The organism is Constrictibacter sp. MBR-5, assembly GCF_040549485.1.
In the GTDB taxonomy this organism is placed as follows: Bacteria; Pseudomonadota; Alphaproteobacteria; order JAJUGE01; family JAJUGE01; genus Constrictibacter.
Window position 1 is genome coordinate 74,959 of record NZ_JBEPTK010000007.1, and the last position, 26,126, is coordinate 101,084.

Sequence of the window (26,126 nt, forward strand, 5' to 3'; positions counted from 1 at the left end):
TCGTCACTCCACCCCGTCGAGCAAACCGGCGAGACGGCTGAGTTCCGCGTCGTCCAGGCCGGCCATGCCGAAGTCGCTCGGCGTGTGGCCGCCGGCGTCGGGAGACAGGCAGTGGGCGAGGATGGCCTGCAGTTCCGCGACGACGCCGTCGGCGACGCGCTGCATCGTCTCCCTGTGGAAGCGATGGCGGCCGAAGTCGATCGAGAGGCGAAGCTCGCCCTTCAGGACGAGTGCGTTCACCTGCAACGCGTGACTGCGGACCTGGCGTGGGCTGCGCATCGGCCCAGCGCCGACGTCGGCCTCGCCCGCGACGACGCAGTCGGCCGCGGTGCCCGAGGCGAGGCCGTCGAACTGGCCCAGATAGTTGAAGACGATCTCCGGCGTCGGCTGGTCGCGCAGCGGGGCGGCGTTGGCCAGATGGCGGAGCAGCCCGTAGCCGGCGCCATGGCCGGGGACCTGCCGCAGCCGCTCCTTGACTGCCTTGATGTCGTCGCCGATCCCCGTCCCCCGCAGCGCTAGGCGCACCGGATAGATCGACGTGAACCAGCCGACCGTCCGGGCGACGTCGACCGCCTCCCCCATCGCCTCGCGCCCATGACTCTCCAGGTCGACGCGCAGGTCGCCGGGTCCAGCCCAGGTGCGCAGCACCCTGGCCAGCGCCGTCAGCAGCAGATCGTCGATGCGCGTGTTGTAGGCGGCGTGCGCCGTCTCGATCAGCGCGCGCGTGTCGACGGCCGGCAGCACCGCCGACACGCGGTCCGCCGACGCGACGTCGTCGGGAGCGGACATGGCGTCACCTTCGGACGGCAGACGCATGGTGCCGCTGCCGTCGCCCGCCTCCACCCACCAGGGCAGTTCAGCCATCGTCTCCGGTGCGACTGCGCGCGCCGCCAGGACCTCGGCCCAGCGCCGGAACGACAGCGTCTTCGGCGGCAGGACGATCGGGGTTCCCGTGCGCAGGCTGCGGCAGGCCGTGTCGAGATCCTCCAGCAGGATGCGCCACGAGACGCCGTCGACCGCCATGTGATGCACGACCCAGTGCAGCAGCGGCGGCCGCGCCGCACCACGGCGGAACAGGGTCAGTCTTGTGAGCGGACCGCGAACGAGGTCGAGGGTGGACTGGGCGCGCGCGACGTGCGCCTCGATCGCAACGCGCTGCTCCGGCCCGGCTATCGCCGCAACGTCGACGACAGCCACCAGGCCGACGGCGCTGCCCGCCTCGGCCACGGAGGCGACGCGCTGCAGCGGGGTCGTCCGCGTCCCGTCGAAGCGCAGGCGCAGCGCGTCGTGGTGGGCGAGCAGCGCCCCGAGGGCCGGTTCCAGGATCTCCAGACCAAGATCGGCGGCGGTCTCGAACATCATCGCCTGGTTGTAGTGCGACGGATCCGGCGGTGCGGCAGCGGAGAACCGTGCCTGGATCGGCGTCAGCGGTGCCGGCCCCGTCACCTCGCCCTGTTCGGCGCCATCGTCCGCCATGCTTTCGGCGACGAAGGCGAGTTCCGCGATCGTCTGGTGATTGAAGATCTGCCGCGTCGTGACCCGAAGTCCCGCACGCGCCGCACGCGCGACGATCTGGATCGAGACGATCGAATCGCCGCCGAGGTCGAAGAAATTGTCGTGGATGCCGACAGCGGGCCGGCGCATCACCTCGGCGAAGACGGCGCAGAGGCGCCGCTCGATGTCGGTGCTCGGCACTGCCGGGCCGGAGGACGACGGCTCCGCTGCGTCGGGTGCAGGCAGCGCCGCATGGTCGACCTTGCCGTTGGCGAGGCGCGGGATCGTCGGCACTGCCACGAGCGCCGCCGGCACCATGTGATCCGGCAGCCGCTCCTCGAGATGGACGCGCAGTTCGGCCAGTACGGACGCATCACCGACGACGACATAGGCGACGAGCCGCTGGCCGCCGTTGGGACTGGCTGCCCCGACGACGACGCTGTCGCGCACCTCCGGACGGCGGCGCAGGACGGCGGCGACCTCCTCCGGATCGACGCGGTAGCCGCGGATCTTCAGCTGGCGGTCCGCGCGGCCGCGAAACAGAAGGCTGCCGTCCGGCATGCGGACGGCACGGTCGCCCGTGCGGTAGAGACGGTCGGGGCCGAGCGGTGTGGCCACGAACGCCTCCGCCGTGAGGCGTGGCTGGTCGAGATAGCCGCGCGCGACCTGTGCGCCACCGACATGAAGATCGCCCGGGGCGCAGAACGGCACCTGCTGCATGGCGGCGTTCAGCAGATGGACGGCGCAGTTGGCGAGCGGTGCGCCGAGAGGCGCCGTGTCGCCCGTTCGTGCGGCTGGCGAAACCGTATCGACGCGACCGCAGAGCACGCCGATGGTCGTCTCGGTCGGTCCGTAGTGATTGAAGATGGCCACATCCGGTGCAACGGCGCCGACCCGGTCGACCAGGGTCCAGGGCAAGGCTTCGCCGCCGAAGACGAGCGCGCGGTAGGGCACGAGGCCCGCCGGGTCGGCAGCCGTCAGGAGCGCCTCGAAATGTGACGGCACCGTCTTGAGGTACTCGACCCCCTGGCTGCGCAGATGGGCGGCGAGGCCGTCGGGATCGCCGGCAAGGCCGTCCGGAACGAGCACCAGGCGCCCGCCGGTCGCGAGCGCCGCGAACAGCATGGTGTAGCCGAGGTCGGCAGCGAAGCCGGAGGTCGTGGCGTAGCGTGTCGACTCGCCGGCGCCGGGAAGGTCGAGCCGCTCGGCGATGGCGTGCACATAATTGTGCAGGCTGCGATGCTCGACGCACACGCCCTTCGGCCGACCGGTCGAACCGGAGGTGTAGATCACGTAGGCGAGGTCGTCGGGCGCGGCGCGGCGCAGCCGTACCGTTGCCTCGCGGCCCCGCTCCTGGTCCGGGGAGCCCACGGGCACACGCGCGATCCCGCGCGGCGAGGGTGGCGAAGCGTCGTCCACGGCGACGTGCGTGATGCCCGCCTCGGCGATCACCTCGGCGAGGCGCGCCGGGGGCCAGCGCGGATCGAGCGGCACGAAGGGCGACCCGGCGCCCCACGCGCCGAGCACACCGGCGACGAAGGCGGCACTACGGTCGAGCAGCAGACCGACCGGCCGGCCGGGCCGGTGCCCCGCCTGGGCGAGGGCGGACGCGAGGCCCGCCGCCATCCCCGCCAGCGCGCCATAGGTGACGTCGGGGCCGGCCCCAGACGCGGCGACCGCGTGCGGATCGCGTTCGGCATGGGCGTCGAACAGCGCCTGCACCGTCGCCGGGCCATCCCAAAGGCGGTGCGGACCGGCCGCCGCCGCCAGGAGACGGCTACGCTCGTCCGCATCGAAGGGCGCGACCGCCGTCACCGGTCGCTCCAGATCGTCGGCCAACCCGCGCAGCAGCGTTTCGAACCGTCGCGCGAGGCGCTCGATGCGATCGGCGTCGAAGCGCGCGGTATCGTAGGTGAGGCGCACCGACAGACAGCCGTCGGACAGGCTCGCGACGACCGCCAGCGGCAGGCTCGTCTCGCCGGATGCCTGGAAGCCGGCGATCGCGACCTCGTCATGCAGGGCGGCGCGCTGGAGAGCCGGGTCGAACGGGAAATTCTCGAAGACCAGCAGCGTGTCGAAGAGCGGCGTGCCGCGCGGAACATCGCTCCAGGACTGGATGTCGCGCAGTGACACGAAGCCGTGCTCGTCGCGCTCCGCGGCCTCGCGGTGCAGGTCCGCCAGCCAGGCATGCAGCGGTCGCTCCCAGGCGAGGCGCGTGCGGACCGGCAACGTGTTGATGAAGAGGCCGACCATCCGTTCGACGCCCGGCACCTCCGGCGGGCGGCCGGAGACGGTCATCCCGTGCACCACGTCGGTCGTACCGGTCTCGTGGGCGAGCAGCAGCGCCCATGCGCCCTGCAGCAGGACACCGAGGGTGAGTCGGTGTGCGCGCGCGGCACCGTCCAGGGCGTCGCTCGCCGTGGCATCGAGGCGGAAACGATGCGTCGCACAGGTGCGTGCCTCCGATCCGAGGCTCTCGGCGCGCGCCAGCAGCGTGGGGTTGTCGAAGCCCTCCAACGCGGTGCGCCAATAGCGTTCGGCGGCGGCTTCGTCGCGCCGGCGGCGCCACAGGATGAAGTCGCGATAGGGAGGCGGCGGCAGCAGCGCCGGGGGGCTGCCGGCGACGGCGGCCGCATAGGCGGTGCGCAACTCACCGAACAGGATCGGCAGGGACCAGCCGTCCATCAGGATGTGATGGCTGGACCACAGCAGCCGCCAGCGATCCTCCCCGAGCCTCGCGAGGGTGAAGCGGATGAGCGGCGGGCGGTCGAGGTCGAAACCCGCGCGCCGGTCGGCCTCGCGCAGGGCCGCCCAACGGCCATCCTGGACGGCAGGCACAGCGTCGCGCCAGTCGACCTCCTCAAACGGCGGTTCGGCGACCCGGTGGACGACCTGGCGGCAACGGCTCTGGCCCTCCCAGCGGAAGCCGGTGCGCAGGATCGCGTGGCGCGCCACGATCTGGCGCCACGCGGTGCGCAGGGCCTGCGGGTCGAGTGAGCCGGTCAGGTCGAGCCCGATCTGCTCCATGTACGCGCCGGACGTCGGTGCCGCGAGGCTCTCGAACAGCATGCCTTCCTGGAGCGGTGCCGCATCGTAGACGTCGACCACATCCGGCCCCAGGTCGAGACGGTCGAGTTCGGCCATGGTCAGCGTCGCCGCGGGAAAATCGCTCGGCGTTGACACCGGCGTCTCGACCGTCAGGCAATGATCGATCAGGGCCCGCAGGCGCTGCGCGAAATCGTCCGCCAGCCGGCGGATCGTCGCCTCCTCGTGCAGGCTGCGGCTGTAGTGCCAGCGAAAGCGCAGCACCCCGTCCACGAGAGAGGCGTTGACCTGAAGGACGTAGGGACGGCGCTGCGTCGGCGCATGAATCGGGCCGGTCGCCATGTCCGGCAGGCCGACGACCAGCGCGTCGCCGCCGCCGCTGTCGAAGCGGCCGAGATAGTTGAAGCAGAGTTCGGCCGGCGGCGCCGCGGCGAGGTCCGGCACCTGCTTCAGCCAGCGCAGCAGACCGTAGCCGGCCCCCTGCCCCGGTATGCTCCGCAACTGCTCCTTTACCGACCGGATCAGCGCGCCCGGCTCGGCCGCATCGGCCGACAGGCGAATGGGGAAGAGGGTCGTGAACCAGCCGACGGTCCGCGAGAGATCGACGCCCTCACCCGCCGCATCGCGCCCGTGACCTTCCAGGTCGAGCCGAAGTTCGGCGCCGCCCGTCCAGGCCGCCAGCGTCTCGATCAGTGCCGCCAGCAGGAGGTCGTTGGCCTGGGTCCGGTAGGCGCCCTGGGCGCGGCCGGCGAAGGCGCGGCTCGCCGCCGGCGGCAGGCGGCATTCCACCACCGCCGCGGACGCGACGGTGTTCGTGTCCGCACCGGCGTCGCGGTCGCGCGGCAGCGAAGCCGGTCCGGCCAGGACGTGCCGCCAATGCGCCGCCTCGGTTTCCGCCGCGACGGCCAGGCCGGGCAGCGCTTCCGCCCACGCCTTGAACGAGGTGGTCTTCGGCGGCAGCGACGGTGCCCCTCCTGCGGCCAGCGCGGCGTAGGCGGCGGTGAAGTCCTCGCGCAGGATCCGCCACGAGACCGCGTCGACGGCCAGATGATGGATCGTCCAGAACAGCAGCTTCGGATGGTCGGGGCCCCGGTCGAACACGGCCACCCGCATGAGCCGCCCCGCGACCGGATCCAGGTCGGCCTGCAGCCGCGCGCATTCCGCCTCGATGCGATCTGGCGCCTCCGTGGGGTCGAGGACGATCCAGGACAGGGCCGCGGCGGCCGTGTCGGTCCCGGCCGGCTGCAGGAACGCCTGCCGCCAGCCGGCGGCGTCATGCACGAACCGTGATCGCAGCGCATCGTGATGGTCGATCAGCGCAGCCAGCGCGCCCAGGCAATGGCCCCGCTCGACATCCGGGCGCAATGCGACCAGCAGCGACTGGTTGAAGTGATGGCGGTCGGGGGCGACGGTCGCGAAGAACCATGCTTGGATCGGGGTCAGCGGCGCGGGGCCGACCACTGGCCCCTGCTCGGCGGCGGCGGCGCCTTCGGTGCGCGCCGCTCGCGCCAGTTCGGCGATGGTCTGGTGCTGAAACAGGTCGCGGGCGTCGAGATGCAGCCCCGCCTGCCGCGCCCGCGCGACGACCTGAATCGAGACGATGGAATCGCCGCCGATCGCGAAGAAATTGTCGTCCGCGCCGACACGGTCGAGGCGCAGCAGGTCGCGCCAGATGCCGGCCAGGATCTCCTCCGCCCGGCCGCTCGGCGGCACGAAGGCCGTGTCGGACGCGGCGTTGCCATCCGGTGGCGGCAGTGCCGTCCGGTCGATCTTGCCGTTCGGCGTGACCGGGAACGCCGGCAGCACGACGAACGCCCCCGGCATCATGAATTCCGGCAGCGCGGCGCGAAGCGTGGCGCGCAGATCGCCGACGAGGCTACGGGTCGACCTGCCGAACAGGGGATCGTTGGCCAGCGGCCCGCGCCGCGTCGGCGCCGGAAGCGACGGTGCCGCGGCATCGCGATGGAAGACGGCGTCCATGGTGAGCGGACCGCCGTCCGTCGACCATGTGAGCGCGAGGTACCGCCCCGCCGCTGCGGCGAGCCGGTGCAGCGCCTCAGGCTGGACGCCGGCATCGCTGCGCGGTCGCCGTCGCCAAGCGGATACGGTGTCCTCACCGGCTTCGCGCAGCCAGGCGAGCATGTCGGCCTCGGCCGCGAGCCGAGCGTTCGGGATGCGGGTGACGGCGAGATCGGCGTCGTCGGCGAGCAGGCGCAGCAGCGAGGGGATGGTCACGCCGTCACGGTGCCAGTCGAGGCTCCGCCCCGGCGGCGGGCCGGGCGGCGTGCTGCGCAGCACCGCCTGATAGCGGAAGGCGTTGAGTTCGTCGCGCAACGTGCCGCGCTTCAGGCGGATCTCGGCATGATCCAGGGCGGCATGCTCTGAGCAAATCCTGTGGAAGAAGGCGGGATCGACGTGCAGCTCCTCCTCGTCCGCGATCTGGCGGCGGATCCGCTCGCGCAGAGCCGGCCGCGCCGTCTCGTCCGCGGCACGGTGGAACGCGACGGATGCGTGCATCGCCTCCATCAGCGCGTGGCTGCGCACGTCGCCGACGAACACGGCACCGCCCGGCGCCAGCAGCGCCGCCGCACCGTCCACAACGCGGCGCAGGTAGGCGACGCCCGGGAAGTACTGAACCACCGAGTTCAGGATGACGAGGTCAAAGGCGCCCGGCTGCAGGCCCGAGAAGTCGTCGGCAGCTTGGCGGCTGGTCGTCACGTGGGCGAGGCCCGGCAGATCGCGCTTCAGCGCCTCGATGTGCTGCAGGGCGCCGTCGGCGATGTCGGTGCCGTGATAGGCGGCGCAGTGCGGCGCCACCCGCGCCAGGATCAGGCCGCTGCCGCTGCCGATCTCGAGCACCCGCCGCGGTGCCAGGGCCAGGATCTCGTCCACCGTATGGTCGAGCCAGACACGCATCTTCTCCGCCGGCAGCGGCCGGCCGTCATAGGCGCTGTTCCAGCCGGCGATGTTGAAGGCGGCATCCTCGCCGGCCGGCGCGCCGTAAACGGTGCCGAACAGCGACCGCCATTCGCCGCAGCGCTCCGCCTCGCCGTCTTCCTCGGCCGGCCGCGGCTGCACATAGGCGACGAGGCGCCGCTCGCCGGGGACGTCCTCGCGCACCATCACCAAGGCGTCCTGGACCCGCGCATCGCCGCGCAGCGTCGCCTCGATCTCGCCCGGCTCGATACGGAAGCCGCGCAGCTTGGTCTGGTGGTCGATGCGGCCGAGAAACGCGATGCGGCCGTCCGGACGATAGCGGACGAGGTCGCCCGTGCGGTAGAGGCGGCCCGGGCCGAAGGGATTGGGGACGAAGTGCCGCTCGGTCAGATCGGGGCGTCCGAGATAGCCGGCCGCCACACCCAGACCGCCCAGGGCCAGCTCACCCGGCGCACCGGCCGGCAGCAGGTCGCCGTCGCGCAGGATATAGGCGGTGACGTTGTCGATCGGGGTGCCGACCGTGACGATGTCCTCCTCCGGCGTGCAGAGCCCGGCGGTGGCGCAGACGGTATTCTCCGTCGGGCCGTAGGCATTGGTGAAGCGACGGCCGGGCGCCCAGCGGCGGACCAGCGGCAGCGGCACCGCCTCGCCGGCGACGATCAGTTCGCGCAGGTCGGGCAGTGCGGCTTCGGGCAGGGCCGCGAGGAAGGACGGGGGCAGCGTCGCATGCGTCACACGTTCGCGCCGCAGGAACCCCGCGAACGCGTCGTCGGGAAGCAGTCGCTCCTGTTCGGCGAGCACGAGGCAGGCGCCCGAGCCGAGCGCCATCACCATCTCCCAGGTCGACGCGTCGAAGCTGAGCGACGAGAACTGCAGGATGCGGTCGCCCTCACCCGGCGAGAAGCGCGCGGCGACCGCGGCAGCCAGGTTGCCGAGGCCGGCATGGGTCAGGATCGTGCCCTTCGGACGGCCGGTCGAGCCCGACGTGTAGATGACATAGGCTGCGCTGCCGGGCGACAGCGCGACCTGTGGCGCCGATGCCGGATATGCCACCGCGTCCGGAAGGTCGAGGCAGAGGGTCGGGCAGGCGCCTTCCGGCAGCCGCTCGCGCAGCGCCGTCCGCGTCAGGACAAGAGCCATGCCGGAATCCGCCACGATGTGCGCCAGGCGGTCGGCGGGATAGGCGGGGTCGAGGGGCGCGTAGGCAGCGCCCGCGCGCAGAACGGCGAGGATCGCGATCCAGCAGTCGAACCCGCGATCCAGACAGACGCCGACCAGTGCGCCGGGCTCGACGCCCATCGCCGCCAGCCGCGCGGCCAGCCGGCCCGACCGCACGGCGAGGTCGCCATAGCTCATCTCCACCCCGGACAGCCGGAGGGCGGGCCGGTTGGGGTTAGCGGCGGCAAGGCGCAGGAACCGCTGCGGGAACACCTCGATGGCGGCGGCCGGTGCGACCGGGCGGTTCCACTCCTCCAGCTGCCGTCGGCGCTCGGCGGCGCTCAGCATCGGCAAACGGCCGATCGGCAGCTCGGGATCGGCGCAGGCCCCCTCCAGCAGGGTGCGCAGATGGACGGCGAAGCGTTCGATGGTGGCCGCGTCGAACAGGTCGGTGGCGTATTCCCACACCGCCGCCAGTTCGCCCGCCTCCTCGTGCATCGAGAGGAAGATGTCGAACTTGGACGTCTTATTGTCGAGATCGATCGGCTCGATCGCCAGCCCGGCGAGTCGCAGCGGCGGCCGAGGCGCGTTCTGCAGGGCGAAGGCCGTCTGGAACAGCGGGGCGTGGCTCATGTCCCGTTCCGGCGCCAGTTCCTCCACCAGTCGTTCGAACGGCAGGTCCTGGTGGTCGAAGGCCTCGCGCGTCGTCAGTGCGACCTGCCGGACCAGGCTCTCGAACGGGAGGTCGGCGGCGACCGTGGCGCGCAAGGCGAGCGTGTTGACGAAGAAGCCGACCAACGGCTCCAGTTCGCGGCGATTCCGGTTGGCGATGGGCGTACCGACGACCAGGTCCTCCTGGCCCGTGTAGCGGTACAGCATCGCGTAGAAGCCGCCGAGCAGGACTGCGTACAGCGTCGTACCCAGGCGCAGGGCGAGCGCCTTCAGATCCGCGGTCAGCGCGGCGGAGAGCCGGTAGCGTGCATGGGCGCCGCGGAAGCTCTCGACGGGGGGACGCGGGCGATCCGCCGGCAGGTCGAGCAGCGGCGGGGCTCCGGCCAGCGTCCGGCGCCAGAAGTCGAGCTGCGCCGCGAGAACGGGGCCGTCGGCATGGGCACGCTGCCAGATCGCGAAGTCGGCATACTGGATAGGCAACGGCGCCAGCCGCGGGGCACGGCCTTCCAGATGCGCCGCATAGCCCGCCGTCAGTTCGTCGATCAGAACGCCGATCGACCATCCGTCCGCGGCGATGTGGTGGACAAGCAGCACCAGCACGACACGCTCGGGCGCCAGCCGGATCAGCGTGGCACGCAGCATGAGATCGCGACGCAGGTCGAACGTCGCCGACACGGCGGCGGCGATGGCCCGCCCGCACGCCGCCGCCTTCTCCGCTTCCGGCAGCGCCGACAGGTCGCTTTCCGCAATGTCGATGCGGGCCGGCGGCGCGATGCGCTGGAACGCCTCGCCGTCCCGGGTGTCGAAGGTGGTGCGCAGCACCTCGTGACGGGCGAGGATGCCGTCCAACGCCGCCTGCAGCGCGGTGCGGTCGAGCGGCCCGTCGAGACGCAGCGCACTGGAGATGTTGTACGTCGGACCCGGCCCGACGAGCTGGTCCAGGAACCAGAGCCGCTGCTGCGCGAAGGACAGCGGGATCCGCTCGGGACGCGGCATAGGCCGCAGCGCACCGTCTTCAGACGCCTCCTCGAGCAGGTGCGCCAGGATTTCCGCCTTGCGCGCCGCCAGGTGTTCGCGGAGCGATGGCGTCAGGACGCCCGGGTCCGCCCGCAGCCGCAGCCGCTCGCCGTCCGCCGCCAGCGTGACGCCCGCATTGCGCAGGGTCTCGACGAAGGCCTTGGTGTCCTGATGGTTCATTGCTGCAACGCGTCCCGGCGGGATGGACTAGGCGGTGGCGGGTGGACGGCGACCGTCAGATCACGAATTCCTCCTGCATCGTGTCCCGGACAGGGTCCTGCGGGGCCGACGCAGCGCCGACACCGGCCCGATCGAGATACCGGGACTGTTCGGCAATGGTCGGGTTCTCGAAGAAGGCCCGCAGCCCGACCTCTAGGCCGAACGCCGCACGCAGGCGGGAGACGATCTGCGTCGCGAGCAGCGAGTGTCCGCCGATCTCGAAGAAATTCTCCGTGGCACCGATACGGTCGAGCCCGAGAACGGCCTGCCAGATCTCAGCGATGCGGCGCTCGATCCCGGGCGCTGGCGCCACGAAGCGACTGGCGGCCGATCGCTGCCAATTGGGATCCGGGAGCGCCTTGCGGTCGACCTTGCCGTTCGGGCTGATCGGCCAACGGGCGAGGAAGACATAGGCCGCCGGCAGCATGTAGTCCGGAAGGCGCTCCTGCATGAAGGCGCGGAGTTCCGGCGTGAGTTGGCGGCTCTGCCTGCCGAGGAGCGGGTCGTTCGCGTAGGTGTCGATGTCGGGCAGCGTGCCCGCGCGCCCGCGCGGCCTGCCGCTCCAGGCCACGGCCGCGGGTGTCTCCCGCTGGAACACCGCGTCGAAGGCCCCGGCTTCGGCGATATCGGAGAAGGTGACGGCAACGCCATAGCCGAAGCGGTGGGCGAGCCCATGCAGCGCCTCGGGATCAGCGCCTGTGTCGTCGCCCTCGTCGAGTGCGACGATCGCGTCCGGATCCGAGGCGGCACCGAGCGCCGCCAGCAGGGCGTTCTCGTATCCGAGGCGCGCGTTCGGGATGGCCGCGATCGCCAGAACCGCAGGCCGGGCATGGTCCAGCAGGCGCGCCACACCGTGAAGACCCTCCGGGATATCCCGCCATGAGAGCCACTCCGGCAGCACCTCATCGGCCGAGCGCGACGCATCGGCTCGGCGCAGCACCGCTTGATAGCGGAACCGCGTCAGTTCGTTGCGATGGATGCCGCGCTTCGGAGAGACCCTTTCGCAGGAGAGACCGGGCACGAAACGCGCGATGTCCCGGAAGAAGTCCGGTGCGACGAGCAGTTCCTCCTCGTCCGTCACCGCCTCGCGGATCCGACGGCGCAGTTCGCCGATGGTGCCGCGGCCTGCCGCACGGCGTCCTTCGACCGATGCGTGAAACGCCTCCTGCAGATCGAGATTCCGGACGTCGCCCACATAGATCCGGCCGCCCGGTGCCAGCCGTTCAGCGGCCAGGGTGAGCACACGGCCGAGATAGGCGATGCTCGGGAAATACTGCACGACGGAATTGAGGACGATCAGGTCGTAGCCGCCGGCAACGGCCGGTGGCGCCTCGTCGGCCGACGCACGGGCGAGGACGACATGGTCGAGGTCGGGCCTGAGCCGTCGCAGCGCCTCGATACCGTCGAGCGCGCCCTGGGAGAAATCGGTTGCGTGGTACGTGTCCCGCCCCGGCGCCAGCCGCGCCAGCAGCAGCCCCGTGCCGCAACCGATCTCCAGGATCCGGCGCGGCCGCAGCGCCTCGATCTCGTCGAGCGTGCGCTCCAGCCACTCCTCCATCTCGGTCAGCGGGATGGGTTCGCCGGTGTAGCTGCTCTCCCAGCCGGTGAAGTTCCGCGCCGGATCGCCCTGTTCCACCGGGGCCGCAGTGCGGGTCGCGACCTCGCCGCGATAGGTCGTGTCGAACAGCGCTTGCCACTGCGCGACCTGATCGGTGCGCGCGGCGGCGTCGGCTTCCGCCGCGACGACGTAGGCGACGAGGCGCGGATCGCCAGCGGCCGCGTCGCGCGGCAGGACGATCGCGTCCCGGACACGCGGATGGCTGCGCAGGACCGTCTCGATCTCGCCCGGTTCCACACGGTAGCCGCGGAGCTTGATTTGCTGATCGTACCGGCCGCCGAAGACGATGTTGCCGTCGGGCAGGCGCCGTACGCGGTCGCCGGTGCGGTAGAGGCGGCCTTCGCCGAACGGATTGCCGACGAAACGCTCGGCCGTCAGTTCCGGACGGTTGAGGTAGCCCAGCGCGACGGCGTCGCCGCCGATATGGAGTTCGCCGTAGACGCCGACCGGCACCGGCTGCATCGCGGCGTCGAGGACATGCAGGGTCGTGTTGGCGATCGGCCGGCCGATCGGCACAGCCACGGCCCCCTGCGGCACAGACGCCACCGGATGCCAGCAGGCGAAGGTCACGGTTTCGGTCGGGCCGTAGACATTGGCCATCGCACGCGGCGCCGCGCCGGACAGCAGAACCCGGCGTGCCGCGTCGACCGGCATGGCATCGCCGCCGACGAGCAGATGGCTCAATCCGGCGAAGGCGTCCGGACGTGCGGCGGCGACCTGCCGGAAGACCGCAGGCGTCAGGAACATCGCGTCGACCCGCTTCTCGCGCAGGTCGCGCGCGAGCGCTTCCGGCGAGAGCAGCGTGTCCTTGGCGATCACGACGATCTCGGCGCCATGGAGCAGCGCGCCCCAGATCTCGAAGGTCGCCGCGTCGAAGGCGACGTTGGATGCGTGGGCGATCCTGCGCATCGCCGGAAAGTCGACATAGTCGGTGTCGGAGACGAGACGAACCACCGCCCGGTGCGGCACCACCACCCCTTTCGGCCAACCGGTCGACCCGGACGTGTACATGACGTAGGCCGGCGACACGGCATGGACGGCGACGTCGGGATCGTGCGCCGGCTGCGCGGCGAGCGACCCGTCCGGATCGTCGAGCCGCACGATGGTGCCGGCGAAAGAGGCGAAGGCCTTCGCCCCGGCGGCATCGGTGACCAGCAGCCGCAAGCCCGCGTCGGCCACCATGAAGTCGCGCCGCTCGCGCGGATAGGTTGGATCGAGCGGCAGATAGGCCGCCCCGGCCTTGAGGATGCCGAGCGCGCCTGCGACGAACGCCGCGGACCGGTCGAGCGCCAGCCCCACCGGCTCGCCCACGGAGACGCCGGCCGCGAGCAGCCGATGCGCCAGACGATTCGACGCCCGGTCGAGGTCGCGATAGTCGAGGCGGCCGTCCGGACCTTCGACCGCCGGCGCATCCGGCGCCGCCGCGGCGCGGCGCGCGAACAGTGCGGGAATGGAAGCGTCGCGCGGATAGTTCATCGCCGTACCGTTCCACCCCTCGACGAGATGCCGGCGCTCGGCGTCATTGAGCATGGCGAGGCGGCCGATTGCTGTATCGGGAGACGCGAGGGCGGCCTTCAGCAGGTTCGCGAAGTGCCGCGCCATGCGGGCGACGGTCGCCGGCAGGAAGAGGTCGGTGTTGTACTCCCACGTTCCGGCCAGCCCGCCGTCGCGCTCGCGCATGAACAGGATGAGATCGAACTTCGCGGTGTCGCGCGGGACATCCACCGCGGCGATGCGCAGCCCCGGCAGTTCCAGCACCGTCTCCGGCGCGTTCTGGAGCGTGAACATCACCTGGAAGAGCGGCGCGTGGCTCAAATCGCGCTGCGGCGACAGCACCTCCACCAGCCGCTCGAACGGCAGGGACTGGTGCGCATAGGCCGCCTGGGCCGCGGCCTTGACGCGCTCGACGAGCACCGCGAAGGACGGCTCCCCCGACAGGTCGCTCCGCAGCGCCAGCGTGTTCACGAAAAAGCCGGCCAGCGGCTCCAGTTCGGCGCGGTCCCGATTGGCGATGGCGGTGCCGACGACGATGTCGGACTGTCCGCTGTAGCGGTACATCAGGACGTCGAACGCGGCGCGCAGCACCATGAACAGCGATGCGCCGTGCCGGCGTGCGAGCGCGCCCGCCTGCGCGGTCGTCTCGGGGTCGATCCGAAAGTCGTGGCGGGCGCCGTTGAAGGTTTCGTGGGCCGGACGCGGAAAGTCGGTCGGCAGGTCCGTGCGCGTCGGCGCCCCGGAAAGGTGATCGCGCCAGAAATCGAGGTCCCGCGCCAGTCTCGACGCCTGCTCCGGCGCACGCTGCCAGGAGGCGAAGTCGGCATACTGGATCGGCAGCGGCGGCAGCGGCGACGAACGCTTCTCGCGGAAGGCCGTGTAGAGCGCCACCAGCTCGCGCACGAGTACGCCGGCCGACCAGCCGTCGCAGGCGATGTGGTGCATCACCAGCGAGAGCAGATGCTCGTCGTCGCCCGTCCGGAACAGGACGGCACGCAGCATGATGTCGCGGCTCAGATCGAACGGGCGGCGTGCCTCGGCGACCAGGGCGGCGTCCCGGTCTTCCCGGCCCTGGCCGCAAAGGTCGACGAGCTGGAGTTCGAGACGCCAGTCCTCCCGGACCACCTGCCGCGGCTCGCCATCGATGGCCTCGTACACGGTGCGGAAGATTTCATGGCGGCGGACGATCTCGCGCAGCGCGCCGGAAAGGACCGCCTCGTCGAGCGCACCTTCGATCCGTACGGCGGCGGGCTCGTTGTAGATCGGATTGCCCGGCTGCCACTGGTCGAGAAACCACAGGCGCTGCTGTGCGAACGAGAGCGGCAGCGGGCCGGTGCGCGGCACCGGGCGGATGGCAGGCTCGGCCTCGGCCGGAACGCCCGCGAGCAGCGCGCGGATCTCGTCCTTGCGCGCCACCATCTCGGCGCGCAACGCCGCCGGAAGGTCCGGCGGGCCGAGATAGCGCAGCGTGCCGTCCTCCAGGCGGAAGCGCACGCCGGCGCCGTTCAGGGCGGCGACGAGCTGGTCGATCGTCCTCATAGGGTTTCCGCCAGCGCCCAGTCGTCGGCATTCGCCCGTTCGTCGGCAGGGGCCGGCTCCAGCATCGCCGCAGCCATGCGCAGCAGGGCGACACGGTCGGCGAGAGTCTCGACGGTCGGGCACTCGAACAGGGCCTTGAGCGGCAGTTCCACCCCGGTCTCGCTTCGGACGCGCGAGACGATGCGCGTCGCACTGAGCGAGTTGCCGCCCAGTTCGAAGAAATTGTCGCGCACGCCCCGCGGCGCCACCGGCAGCACGTCCGCCCAGGCCGCGAGCAGCAGGGCATCCGTGCCGTCGCGCGGCGGCACCGGCGCGCAGGCCGCTGCCGCCTCGGGTTCGGGAAGTGCGGCCCTGTCGACCTTGCCCGTCGGCAGCAGCGGCAGACGGGGGAGCACGACGATCGCGCGCGGCACCAAGCCGAGCGGCAGGTTTTCCACGAGATGCTGCCGGAGCCGTTCGGGCAGGTCGCTCGCGTCGGGCATCGCGTGTCCCGCGGCGACGACATAGGCGATCAGTTCCTGATCCCCGCTCACGGTGCGGGCGACGACCGCGCTGCTGACGACCGCCGGGTGGGCATCGATGACCACCTTCACCTCGGCCGGCTGGACGCGGACGCCGCGGATTTTCACCTGATCGTCGAGGCGGCCTTCCACCTCGACCGACCCGTCGGGGCGATAGCGGCCACGGTCGCCGCTGCGATAGAGCAGGTCGCCGGGCAGATAGGGGTTCGCGGCGAAGGCCGCCGATTTGCCACCGTCGACGTAGCCGGCGGTCCGAAACGGCGTGCGGATGACGATCTCGCCGGGCTCGCCGACGCCGCAGCGCCAGTCGCCGCGCATGACCAGGGCCTGGGTGTCGCTCATCGGCAGCACGGCACCCAGCGGCTCCCCCGCCACGTCGTCCCGCGCCACGACGCGATAGCATTTCGTCATCGTCGTCTCGGTGCTGCCGTAGAGGTTCACGAGCAGCGCCGCCTCGCCGAACACCGCGCGCCAGCGATCGACGAGGCCGGGGGTGAGCGGCTCGCCCGAGAAGAAGACGTGGCGCAGGGAACAGTCGCTCCGGCGGGTCGCCGCCGCCAGCCAGCTCGCGGCTCGGGACGGCACGGTGTGCAGGACGGTGACGCGTTCGCGGCAGATCCAGTCGATCAGCCGCTCGGCCTCGTCGATGACCTCCGCCGTCGGGATGTGCAGCGTCCCGCCGGCCGACAGCGGCAGGAAGATGTCGCGCAGCACGGCGTCGAACGCGACGCCCGTCAGTTGCGCCACCCGGTCGTCGGCGCCGATGCCGAACCGGTCGCGCTGCCAGGCGACGAAATGCGCGATGCCCTTGTGCAGGGTCACGATGCCTTTCGGCACGCCGGTCGTGCCGGAGGTGAAGAACACGCAGGCCGCATCCTCGGGCGAGACGGCGGGCAGCGGCACGGTTTCGTCGCCCGCCGGGAGGTCGCCGAGCCGGCCGACGCGCAGGACGGTCACCCCGTCCGCGACCGGCTCTGCCGGCGCCTCACCCAGGTCCAGCAGGAAACGCGCACCGCTGAGCGCGACGATGGCGCTGCGCCGCGCCGCGGGAAGGTTCGGGTCGAGCGCGACGAAGGCTGCACCGGCACGCCAGATGCCGCAGAACGCCGCCACCAGGCGCGCATCGCGCGGTCCCGCCACCGCCACGCGGTCGCCGGGTGCAGCGCCGCGCGCGACCAGCAGGCGGGCGAACGCCTGCGACTGCCGGGCGAGATCGCCGTACGACAGGGTGCCGGCGCCGTCGACGATCGCCGGCCGCTCGGGCGCGGCGTCGGCATGGCGCAGCATCAGGTCGACGGGCAGCGCGTAGGCGGGCTGCGGCAAGGCGAGCGACGGGTCGGGCAGTGCCGGCCCACCCGGTACATCGCCGAGGTCGAAGTCGAAGACGCACGGGTCGCCGCCGTCGGCGACCTGCCGGAGCAGCGCCTCGTACTGGCGAAGCATGAGGTCCATCCGCTCCGGCGCGAAGAGCGACGTGTGGTAGCGGCACTCCAGCACGAGTTCGCCGCCGAGGTCGGTAACGTTGAAGGCGAGTTCGTAGCTGGCGAAGCGGACGGGCGGCGGCAGCATCGTCATGGCCGCGCCGCCGAGGCTCGGCACCGGGGGCGGCCGGTCCATGTTGAAGGTCGCCGACAGGAGCGGCGGGCGGCTGGGGTCGCGCGGCAGGTCGAGCTTCGTCAGCAGCGCCGCGAACGGGTAGTCCTGATGCTCGAACGCATCGAGCAGCGTCGACTTCACCCTGTCGAGATGCGCCCGGAAGCTCGGCTCGCCGGCGAGACGGCTGCGGATCGGCAGCAAATGCGTGCAGTAGCCGACCACGCGGTCGCCGCCCTCCATGCCCCTGCCACCCGTGGGGACGCCGACGAGCAGCTCCTCCTCGCCGCCGATCCGGTGCAGCAGCAGGAGAAAGGCGGCGAGACAGGTGGCGAAGACGGTCGCCTGACGCTCGCGCGCATAGCGCCGCAACCGCGTTCCGACGTCGGCGTCCAGACGGATCTCGGCCACCGCAGCCGCGTGGCGCTTGGCCGCGGGACGGGGATGGTCGAGCGGCAGATCCAGTTGCGGCAGCGGCGCGACGAGCCGTTCGAGCCAGTAGCGCTCGTGCGACCGGAACGCCGCGCTTGCCATCTGCGCCGACTGCCAGGCCGCGTACGCGCCGAACGGCACGGGCGGCGGCAGCGCGGCCAGCCGCCCGGTCCGCTCCTGGCCGTAAAGGGCGGTCAGCTCCTCGAGCAGGATGTTCAGCGTGATGCCGTCGCCGACGATGTGCGCGATTGTCAGGACGATCCGGAAATCGCCGGCGCCGAGGCGCAGCAGGTGGGCGCGCAGGGGCGGCCCCTCTGCGAGATCGAACCGGTGGTGGTTCTCGGCCTCGAACCAGGCGGCGAAGGCGGCCGCGGGGTCGGGTTCGCCGCCGAGATCGCGACGGTGCAGCGCCAGCCAGAGGGCGGGGAGCACTTCCTGATGGTCGGCGCCGGACGGAAATATCGTGCGCAGCGCCTCGTGGCGTCGGACGAGGCCATTCAGCGCGAGTTCGAGCGCATCCGCATCCACCTCGCCGGATACCGCCGTCGTCAGGTGGATGTTATAGGCGAGCAGCCCGTCCTCGGCGACCTCGCCCAGCAGCAGGAGCTGGCGCTGCGCCTCGGTCAGCGGGTGACGCAGCCGCGCCACCGCGACCGCGTCCAGGAGGCCGGCGTCGCGCATGGCGAGGACGCTCGCCTTCGCGGCATCGATGATCGCCTCGATGTCGGCGTCGCTGTGCGCATGCGACAGAAAGCAGTTGCGGCCCTCCCAGACATAGATGCCGCGCTCGATCATGTGGAAGAAGAACAGATCCACGCGCCCGCGCGCCACGAAGCGGAACAGCGAGGCGAAGTGCACCACCTCCATCGGGATGCCTTCGGCCGCGAAGAAGGCGTTGAGCGTGGTGGCGAGATAAGCCGTGGCACGGTTCAGCCGGGTGTAGAGCGCCGGACCGAGGCGCCGTATCTCCTCCAGGGTCGCGCGCGCGGCCGCCATGGTCCACGGGTTCTTGTTGAAGGTGCCGGCATAGAAGATCGTCTCGCTGGCCGGGAACGAGGCGTCGCCGTAGCGCCACTGGCCGCCGTCGAGACAGTCGAGCCAGACGGCCTTGCCGCCGATCACGCCCACCGGCATGCCGCCGCCGACGATCTTGCCGTAGGTGACGATGTCGGCCTGCACGCCGAACCAAGCCTGGGCGCCGCCCGGGCCGATGCGGAACCCGGTGATCATCTCGTCGAACATCAGCGCGACGCCGCGCTGTTCGGTGATCCGCCGCAGTTCGCGCAGGAAATCGGCCGGCTGGCGGTCCGGATAGCGGCTTTGCACCGGCTCGACGACCACGGCGGCGAGGTCGTCCGCCAAGGCCTCGATCGTCCGCAGCGCCTCCGGGTCGCCATAGTCGAGGATGACGAGATGGCGCAGCGTGTCGGCCGGAACGCCCCCCGACAGCGGCGCCACCTGCCCGTTGCCCAGGCCAATCGCCAGGGTCAGGTCGGCATGGCCGTGATAGGAGCCTTTGAAGAGCACGATCCTGTCGCGCTTCGACCTGGCGCGCACCAGGCGCAGCGCGGTCATCACCGCCTCGGTGCCGGTGTTGAAGAAGGCGACGCGTTCGACCCCGGCCATCTCGGTCATCAGGCGCGCGACGACGCCGCTGTCGCGGTTCTCCGGGCCCAGCGGCACGTCGCGCTCCAACTGGTCGGCGAGGGCCGCCGTCAGGAAGGCCGGCTTGTGCCCGAACAGATGCACGCCGAAGCCCATCGTCACGTCGACATAGTCGTTGCCGTCGACGTCGACGACATGGCCGTCGCGGCTACGTTCGACGACGATCGGGTAGAGCATCTCCTTGATGAACAGCTTGAAGCCGGCCGTCGCGCGCACGTCGGCGAGCGTCGCGCGGTTCTCCGCGGCGATCCGCTTGGATCCCGCGGTCTTTGCCGTGTATCGCGCTATCAATGCGTCGAGATGGCCCTGCTGGCGCGGATCGAGCGTCTCGCCCTTCGTGTCGGCGATCCCCCAGCGTGGTGCCGCGATCCGGCCCGGCAGCGCGGGGGCGGCGGGTGCCGCCGGCGGGGGGACGAGGGCGGGCGCACGTATGGGCGCTGCTTCGGCCTGCGGCGCGGCCGCGCGGCCGGCGCGCAGTTCGCCCTCGATGTGCGCGGCCAACGCCGCGACGGTGGTCAGCGTCTCGAAGACGTCGCGCACGGCGAGCTGGACGCCATAGGCCCGCTGGATCGCCTGGACCGATTCGATGAGGACCAGCGAGTCGGCACCGAACTCCATGAACGGCAGTTGCGGGTCGATCTGCGCCGGCGGCAGGTGGAGCGCCTTGCCGACGATCGCGCACAGGCTGTCCCGAATGCCTGCGGCATCGACGACCGCCGGTGCCGGGGCCCGTGCAGGCTTCGGAGCCTCCTGTTCCGCGGGCGCCTCCTGGGACCGGACGGCCCGCGTCCCCTCATCCACCCAGAAGCGCTGGCGCTCGAACGGATAGGTCGGCAAGCGTGTCCGGCGGACGTCGGGGTCCGCGACGACCGTCTTCCAGTCGATGTCCGCACCGGCGCGCCAGAGATCGGCGAGCCGTTCGAGGAGGGCTTGCCGGGCGGAAGCGGCATCCGCACCCCCCGCAGCGTTCGCCAGATCGACCGACAGGTCGGCGGCCGCTCGGGTCGCCTCCGCAGGTTGCCCCCGGTCGCGGGCCGCACCGTCAGCAGAAATCGGCAGCGCCAGCCGTTCGGCCAGTTCGCGGACCGAGCCGACGACCAGCGCGCGGCGGAAGCGGAACCGCGCCCGGCCGGCGCCCAGCGTGAAGGCGATGTCGGCGAGCCGCTCCTCGGGGTGCGTGCGCAGATGCGCCGCCAGGTTGCGGCCGGCGCGCGCCAGCGCCGAGGGCGTCCGGGCCGACAGGACAATGAGCTGCGCGCGTTCCTCCGCATCGGCGCGCGGCTGCGGCGGTGCCTCCTCGAGCACCAAATGCGCGTTGGTGCCGCCCATGCCGAACGAACTGACGCCCGCGCGCCGCGGCGCATCGCCGGCCCAGGCCCGGCGGGCGGTATTGACGAAGAACGGCGTCCGCGTGAAATCGATTTCGGAGTTGGGGCGCTCGAAGTGGAGGCTCAGCGGTATCTCGCGATGCTCCAGGGCGAGCACCGTCTTGATAAATCCGGCGACGCCGGCCGCCGTCTCCAAATGCCCGACATTGCCCTTGGCGGAGCCGATCGCGCAGAAGCCGCGGTCCTGCGTATCCAGTCCGAAGGCGCGGTCGAGTGCGGCGATCTCGATCGGGTCGCCCAGACGGGTACCGGTGCCGTGCGCCTCGACATAGGAGATCGTCCGCGCCGGCGTGTCGGCCAGCGCCTGCGCCAATGCGACCACGGCGGCCTGACCATCGACGCTGGGGGCGGCGAAGCCGACTTTGCCGGCACCGTCATTGTTGACCGCCGAGCCGCGGATCACGGCGCGGATGCGATCTCCGTCGGCGAGTGCCCGGTCGAACCGCTTCAGCAGGACGACGCCGACGCCGCTGCCGAAGACGGGACCGCTCTCGGCGGCGTCGAATGGCCGGCACCGGCCGTCGGGCGACAGGATGCTGCCCTCTTCGCGCAGATATCCGGTCTCGTGCGGGATGCGGACCGCGGCGCCGCCGGCCAGCGCCATGTCGCACTGGTTCCCGATCAGCGCCTGCGCCGCCAGGTGGATGGCGACGAGGGACGTCGAGCAGGCAGTCTGCACGCCGACGGCAGGGCCCCTGAGGTCGAGCTTGTAGGCGACGTGGGTTGCCAGATAGTCCTTGTCGTTGCCGAGGATCTCCTCGAGCGTCGGCTCCAGCGTGCCGGCCTTCAGGCGCCAGTAGTTGCTCATGTTGGCACCGGCGAAGACGCCGACAGGTCCGGCTGCCGTTCCCGGCACATGACCGGCGTCCTCGAACGCCTCCCAGCAGCATTCCAGGAAGAGCCGCATCGCCGGCGTCAGCTCCTTCGCCTCGCGGGGACTGATGCCGAAAAAGGCCGCGTCGAACTGGTCGATGTCGTCGAGCACCGGCGACGCGGGGACGTAATCCGGCCTGTCGATCAGGCCGGCGTCGACCCCGGCACGGACGAGGTCGGCCCGCTCCAGGCGCGATATGGAGTCCCGTCCCTGGACCAGATTGTCCCAGAACTGGTCGATGTCGCGCGCGCCCGGAAAGCGCCCGCTCATGCCGACGACGGCAATCCAGTTGCGCGTGTCGCCTGCGGTCGGTTGCATCGCGCGTCCTGCGCCAGCCTTGATCATCCGGTACCCGCCGCCTCCAGGATCCGCCGTCGTGCGCCCGCCGTCGCTTCGCGCAGGCTCGTCACTGCCGCATCCGGCCTGCCGTCGATCAGGTGTGCCAGGCGACGGATCGTGCCCTGGGCGAACAGGTCGGCCATCGGCACCGTCCGTCCCCATTCCTGCCGGATACGGTTGCGGAACTGCACGAGCGTCAGCGAATTCGCGCCGAGTTCGAAGAACTGCGTCTGCACGTCGAGCGGGCCGGCACCCAGGATCTCGGCCAGCAGCGCGGCCAACCTCGCCTCGGCCTCGGTCGCCGGCGGCGCGTTGGCTTCCGGCGCCTGCACGGGTGGTTCGGCCAGCCGGCGGCGGTCGACCTTGCCGTTCGCCGTCAGCGGCAGTTCGGTCAGGCGGACATAGACTGACGGCACCATGTGAGCAGGAAGCACGTCGGCCAGCGCCCGGCGGAGCGGTTCGTGCCACGCCACCGCGGCCGCAGGCGCCGCATGGCTCATCCAGCGCGTCTTCCAGGCCGCCTCGATCCCGCCGCCGACCATGGCGTAGGCGAGCAGATGCCTGTCGCCGAGGCCGCAGGCGGCACGCAGGCGTGCTTCGTCGACGCCCATGCCCACGCCGCAGAGGCCGATGGTGCCGTCGGCCGCCCGCTGCATCAGCAGCTGTCCGATATGCCCCGCCTCGATCAGGCAGAAGTCGCGGCCCGCGCCGGGATAGAGCGGCTCGACCGCATCCAGGTTGCCGACCAGCATGATGGTGAAGGCACAGGCCGCGAACAGCGGGGCGTTCGGCCCGGAATAGAGGTCCCCCACATCGTCGCCGACCCGGACCAGCGCATGCTGCTGCGGGTGATAATAGTGGAAACCGGCATCGACCCCGGCCACGCCGCCCGGTCGGACGTGAAGGTAGGCCTGCACCGGATAGAGGCTGCCCGGCGAGGGGTAGGCATATTTCGGCAGGGCCGCGCCGTCGACACTGTTCTGGCGAAGGCCTGCCAGCAGCACGGACAGCGCTTCCGCCGGCACGGCCTCGCCGGTGAAACGCCGGTGACTCTGCCGCGCCATGATCCCTGCGGCATCCGTCTCGGCGGACGGGAGCGGCAGGAGCCGATCGCCGGGCGCGGGGCGGCGCACGCCCGGCTGGCGCAGCTTGAACTCCATCGCGTCGGCGGCAGCGGCCGGCTGCGACGCAGGGATGCCGCCGCCGCTCGGCACGACATGCGCCACGAGGGTGCGCCGGCCGTCCTCGCCGCCGAGGGTGACCACCGCGCGTTCGACCTGCGGCAGACCTTCGAGCGCCGCTTCGATCTCGCTGAGTTCGATCCGCTGGCCCTGGATCTTCACCTGGAAGTCGCGTCGCGCCAGGATCTCGATGGTGCCGTCGGGCAGCCACCGACCCATGTCGCCGGAGCGGTAGAGACGCTCGCCCGTCACCGGGTGCTCAATGAACTTCGCCGCCGTCGTCTCCGGGTCGCGCCAGTAGCCGCGCGCCAGCCCGACGCCGCCGATGAAGAGTTCGCCCGGCGTCCAGTCGGGGCAGGCGTCGAGATTGTCCTTCAGGATGTGGTAGCGCGCGTTCGTCATCGGGCGGCCATAGGGGATGCTGGGCCGGGACGTGTCGACGCTGCCGAGGGGATGGCAGATGTCCCAGACCGTCGTCTCGGTCGGGCCGCCCGCCGCGACCACCTCCAGTCCGGGCATCACGGCACGCATCCGGTCGGGCAGCGGCACGGGGATGAAATCGCCGGAGAGGATGCACCAGCGTAGCGGCAGCCGCGTGCCGGGATTTGCCTCCAGATGGTCGACCAGCATGCCCATGAAGGCCGGCACCGTGTTCCAGACCGTCACGCCCTCGCGGGCCATCAGCGACTGCCAGTGCGCCGGCTCGCGAAGTCCGGCCGCGTCGGGGAAGACCAGCGTGCCCCCGGCACAGCAGAGCATGCCGAAGATGTCGAACACGGACAGGTCGTGATGCAGCGCCGTGAGGGCGATCGCCCTGTCGCCGGGGCCGAGGCCGAAACGCCGGACGACGTCGGTCATCCGGTTCACCACGCTGCGCTGCTCGACCATCACGCCCTTGGGTCGCCCGGTCGAACCCGATGTGTAGAGGACGTAGGCGAGGTCGCCGGGCGACGACGGCGATGGAGGCGGCGGGTCGACGGCGTCCGAGCGTGGCTCGATCGCGATCCAGCGAACGGCGGGATGATCGGCCTCCAGCGCCGCGCGGTGCCCGGGCTGCGTCAGCGCGACGCGAACTTCGCCCTCCTGCAGGAGATGCGCCCGACGCGCCGTGGGCTGTGCGATGTCGACGGGAAGATAGGCGGCACCGGCCATCAGGATGCCGAGTACGCCGACGACCTGCTCCCATCCCTTGTCCATGACGACGGCGACGCATTCCTCGCGTGCGACCCCTTGCCGGCGCAACAGCGACGCGACCTGCCGGGCGCGGCGGTCCAGTTCGCCATAGGAGAGACGGACGTCGCCCGCCACGACCGCGGGTGCATCCGGCCGCCGGCGCGTCTGTGCGGTGAAAAGGTCGACCAGCGTGTCCTCGGGAACGGCGGCGGCGGTCGTGTTCGCCGCTTCGCGGCGGGCCGCCTGCTCGGCGGGCAGAGCCAGGGTGCGCACCTCGGTGAAGGCCGTCTCGTCCACCGCGAGGCGGGCGAGCAGTGCACCGTAGGCGGCGAACATGGCATCGACCATGCCGTCGGGATAGAAGCCGTCGAGCACGTCCCAGTGGAAGACCAGCTGCCCCTCGTCCTCCATGAGCTGATGGTCGAGGTGGCATTGCGGCGTCTGGCTGATGGCGTGGCAGAGCGACCCACCGAACAGCCGGTGCAGGCTGAAATCGGGATTGGTATCGAGCACCAGGGTGCTGCTGAAGACGACGGGCGCCAGCGGCCTGCCCGTACTGCCGAGCCGCCCCGCCCATTCGCGCAGGACCCTGACGCCCGAATAGGCACGGTGATCGAGGTCGTCGCGCAGCTGGCGGTTTACGGCCGCCGCGTGTTCGGCAAAGGCCCGCCGCGCGCCGAAGTCGACCGCCAGCAGCGTCACCGAGGTGAAGTCCCCGACGACGCCGGATATCCCCTCGCCCATCGGCAGGCGGTTGAACAGCGTCAGGTTGAGCGTGAAGCGCGGGTCGGCGCTCCAGGTCGCGACGACCTCGGAGAAGGCCGTCAGCAGCACGGCGGACGGCGTGACGCCGAATCGACCGGCCCGCTGCTTCAACGCAGCCCAGGCCGGCGCATCGAGGCCGCCGGTGAGGCGAACGAAACGACCGCTGCCCGTGCCCCGCGCCGTCGGCAGGTCTGGCGCCGGCGGAAGCCAGTCGAGGCGTTGCCGCCAATAGCCCTCGGCGCGGCGGTAGATCGGCGTGTCCGCGAGTCTGGCCTCGGCGGTCACATAGTCGCGGAACGAGGTCGGCAACGGCGGCAGGCGGAGATCGGGTGTTCGGTAGAGACGCTGCCATTCGTCGAACAGGATCATCATGCTGCCGCTATCGAGCACGATCAGGCCGAGGCTGACATGCAGGCGCTGGCGGCCCCCGGCGAGCCGGCTCACCTCGATCTGGAAGAGTGGCCAGCGGTCGAGCGGCCGCTCCATATGCGAGAGCCGCGCACGGATCGCCGCCACCGCCGTCTCGGGATCGGCATGGCCTTCCAATTCGTGGACGGCGAAGCGGTAGGAAGGCGTTTCGGCTAGGATCTGCTGCCGCCCGTCCGGTAGGACGACGGCGCGGAGCATCTCGTGCCGGTCGATCAGCGCCTGCCAGGCGGCGTTCAGGCGCACGAGATCGAGGTCGGCGCAGTCGAACTCCAGGTAGTAGTGGTAGCCGCCGCCATCCTCGAGGCCGCCGCTGCTGCCGACCCAGTAGGCCTGCTGGATGTCTGTCAGCGGGAACGGCTCGTGCCGGCGGGCTGGGTCCGGCACGACCGTGGGCAGCCGGTCCTCGCCGGCGGCGTCCCGTTCGAGCCACGCGATCAGCTCCGCCTTGTGCGACGCGAGACGCGTACGCAGCGCATCGTCGACGACGCCCTTCGGCGCCCGCACGCGCAGCTGCCCCTGCTCGACGCCGAGGCGCACGCCGCGCCCGGCGAGTTCCTGGATGAGCTCGCGCAT

At 71.4% G+C, this 26,126-nt stretch carries 4 protein-coding genes; all 4 read right to left on the bottom strand.

Annotation, left to right across the window (positions count from 1 at the left end):
* Positions 1-3: 3 nt before the first annotated feature.
* From ABIE65_RS15790 to ABIE65_RS15805, 4 genes are read right to left on the bottom strand one after another with little or no spacing between them, the layout of a single operon-like run.
* Positions 4-10,503, bottom strand: coding sequence for a non-ribosomal peptide synthetase (locus ABIE65_RS15790; RefSeq protein WP_354078952.1), 10,500 nt, complete (start codon positions 10,501-10,503; stop codon positions 4-6).
* Positions 10,504-10,558: 55 nt separating this feature from the next.
* Positions 10,559-15,193, bottom strand: a complete 4,635-nt coding sequence (locus tag ABIE65_RS15795; RefSeq protein WP_354078953.1) for a non-ribosomal peptide synthetase — start codon at positions 15,191-15,193, stop codon at positions 10,559-10,561.
* Positions 15,190-21,984 (bottom strand): non-ribosomal peptide synthetase, encoded by a 6,795-nt coding sequence (locus ABIE65_RS15800; protein WP_354078954.1) that lies wholly within the window; start codon positions 21,982-21,984, stop codon positions 15,190-15,192. The genes ABIE65_RS15795 and ABIE65_RS15800 overlap by 4 nt, the downstream gene beginning before the upstream one ends.
* A 23-nt stretch (positions 21,985-22,007) precedes the next feature.
* Positions 22,008-26,126, bottom strand: a complete 4,119-nt coding sequence (locus ABIE65_RS15805) for a non-ribosomal peptide synthetase (protein ID WP_354079165.1) — start codon at positions 26,124-26,126, stop codon at positions 22,008-22,010.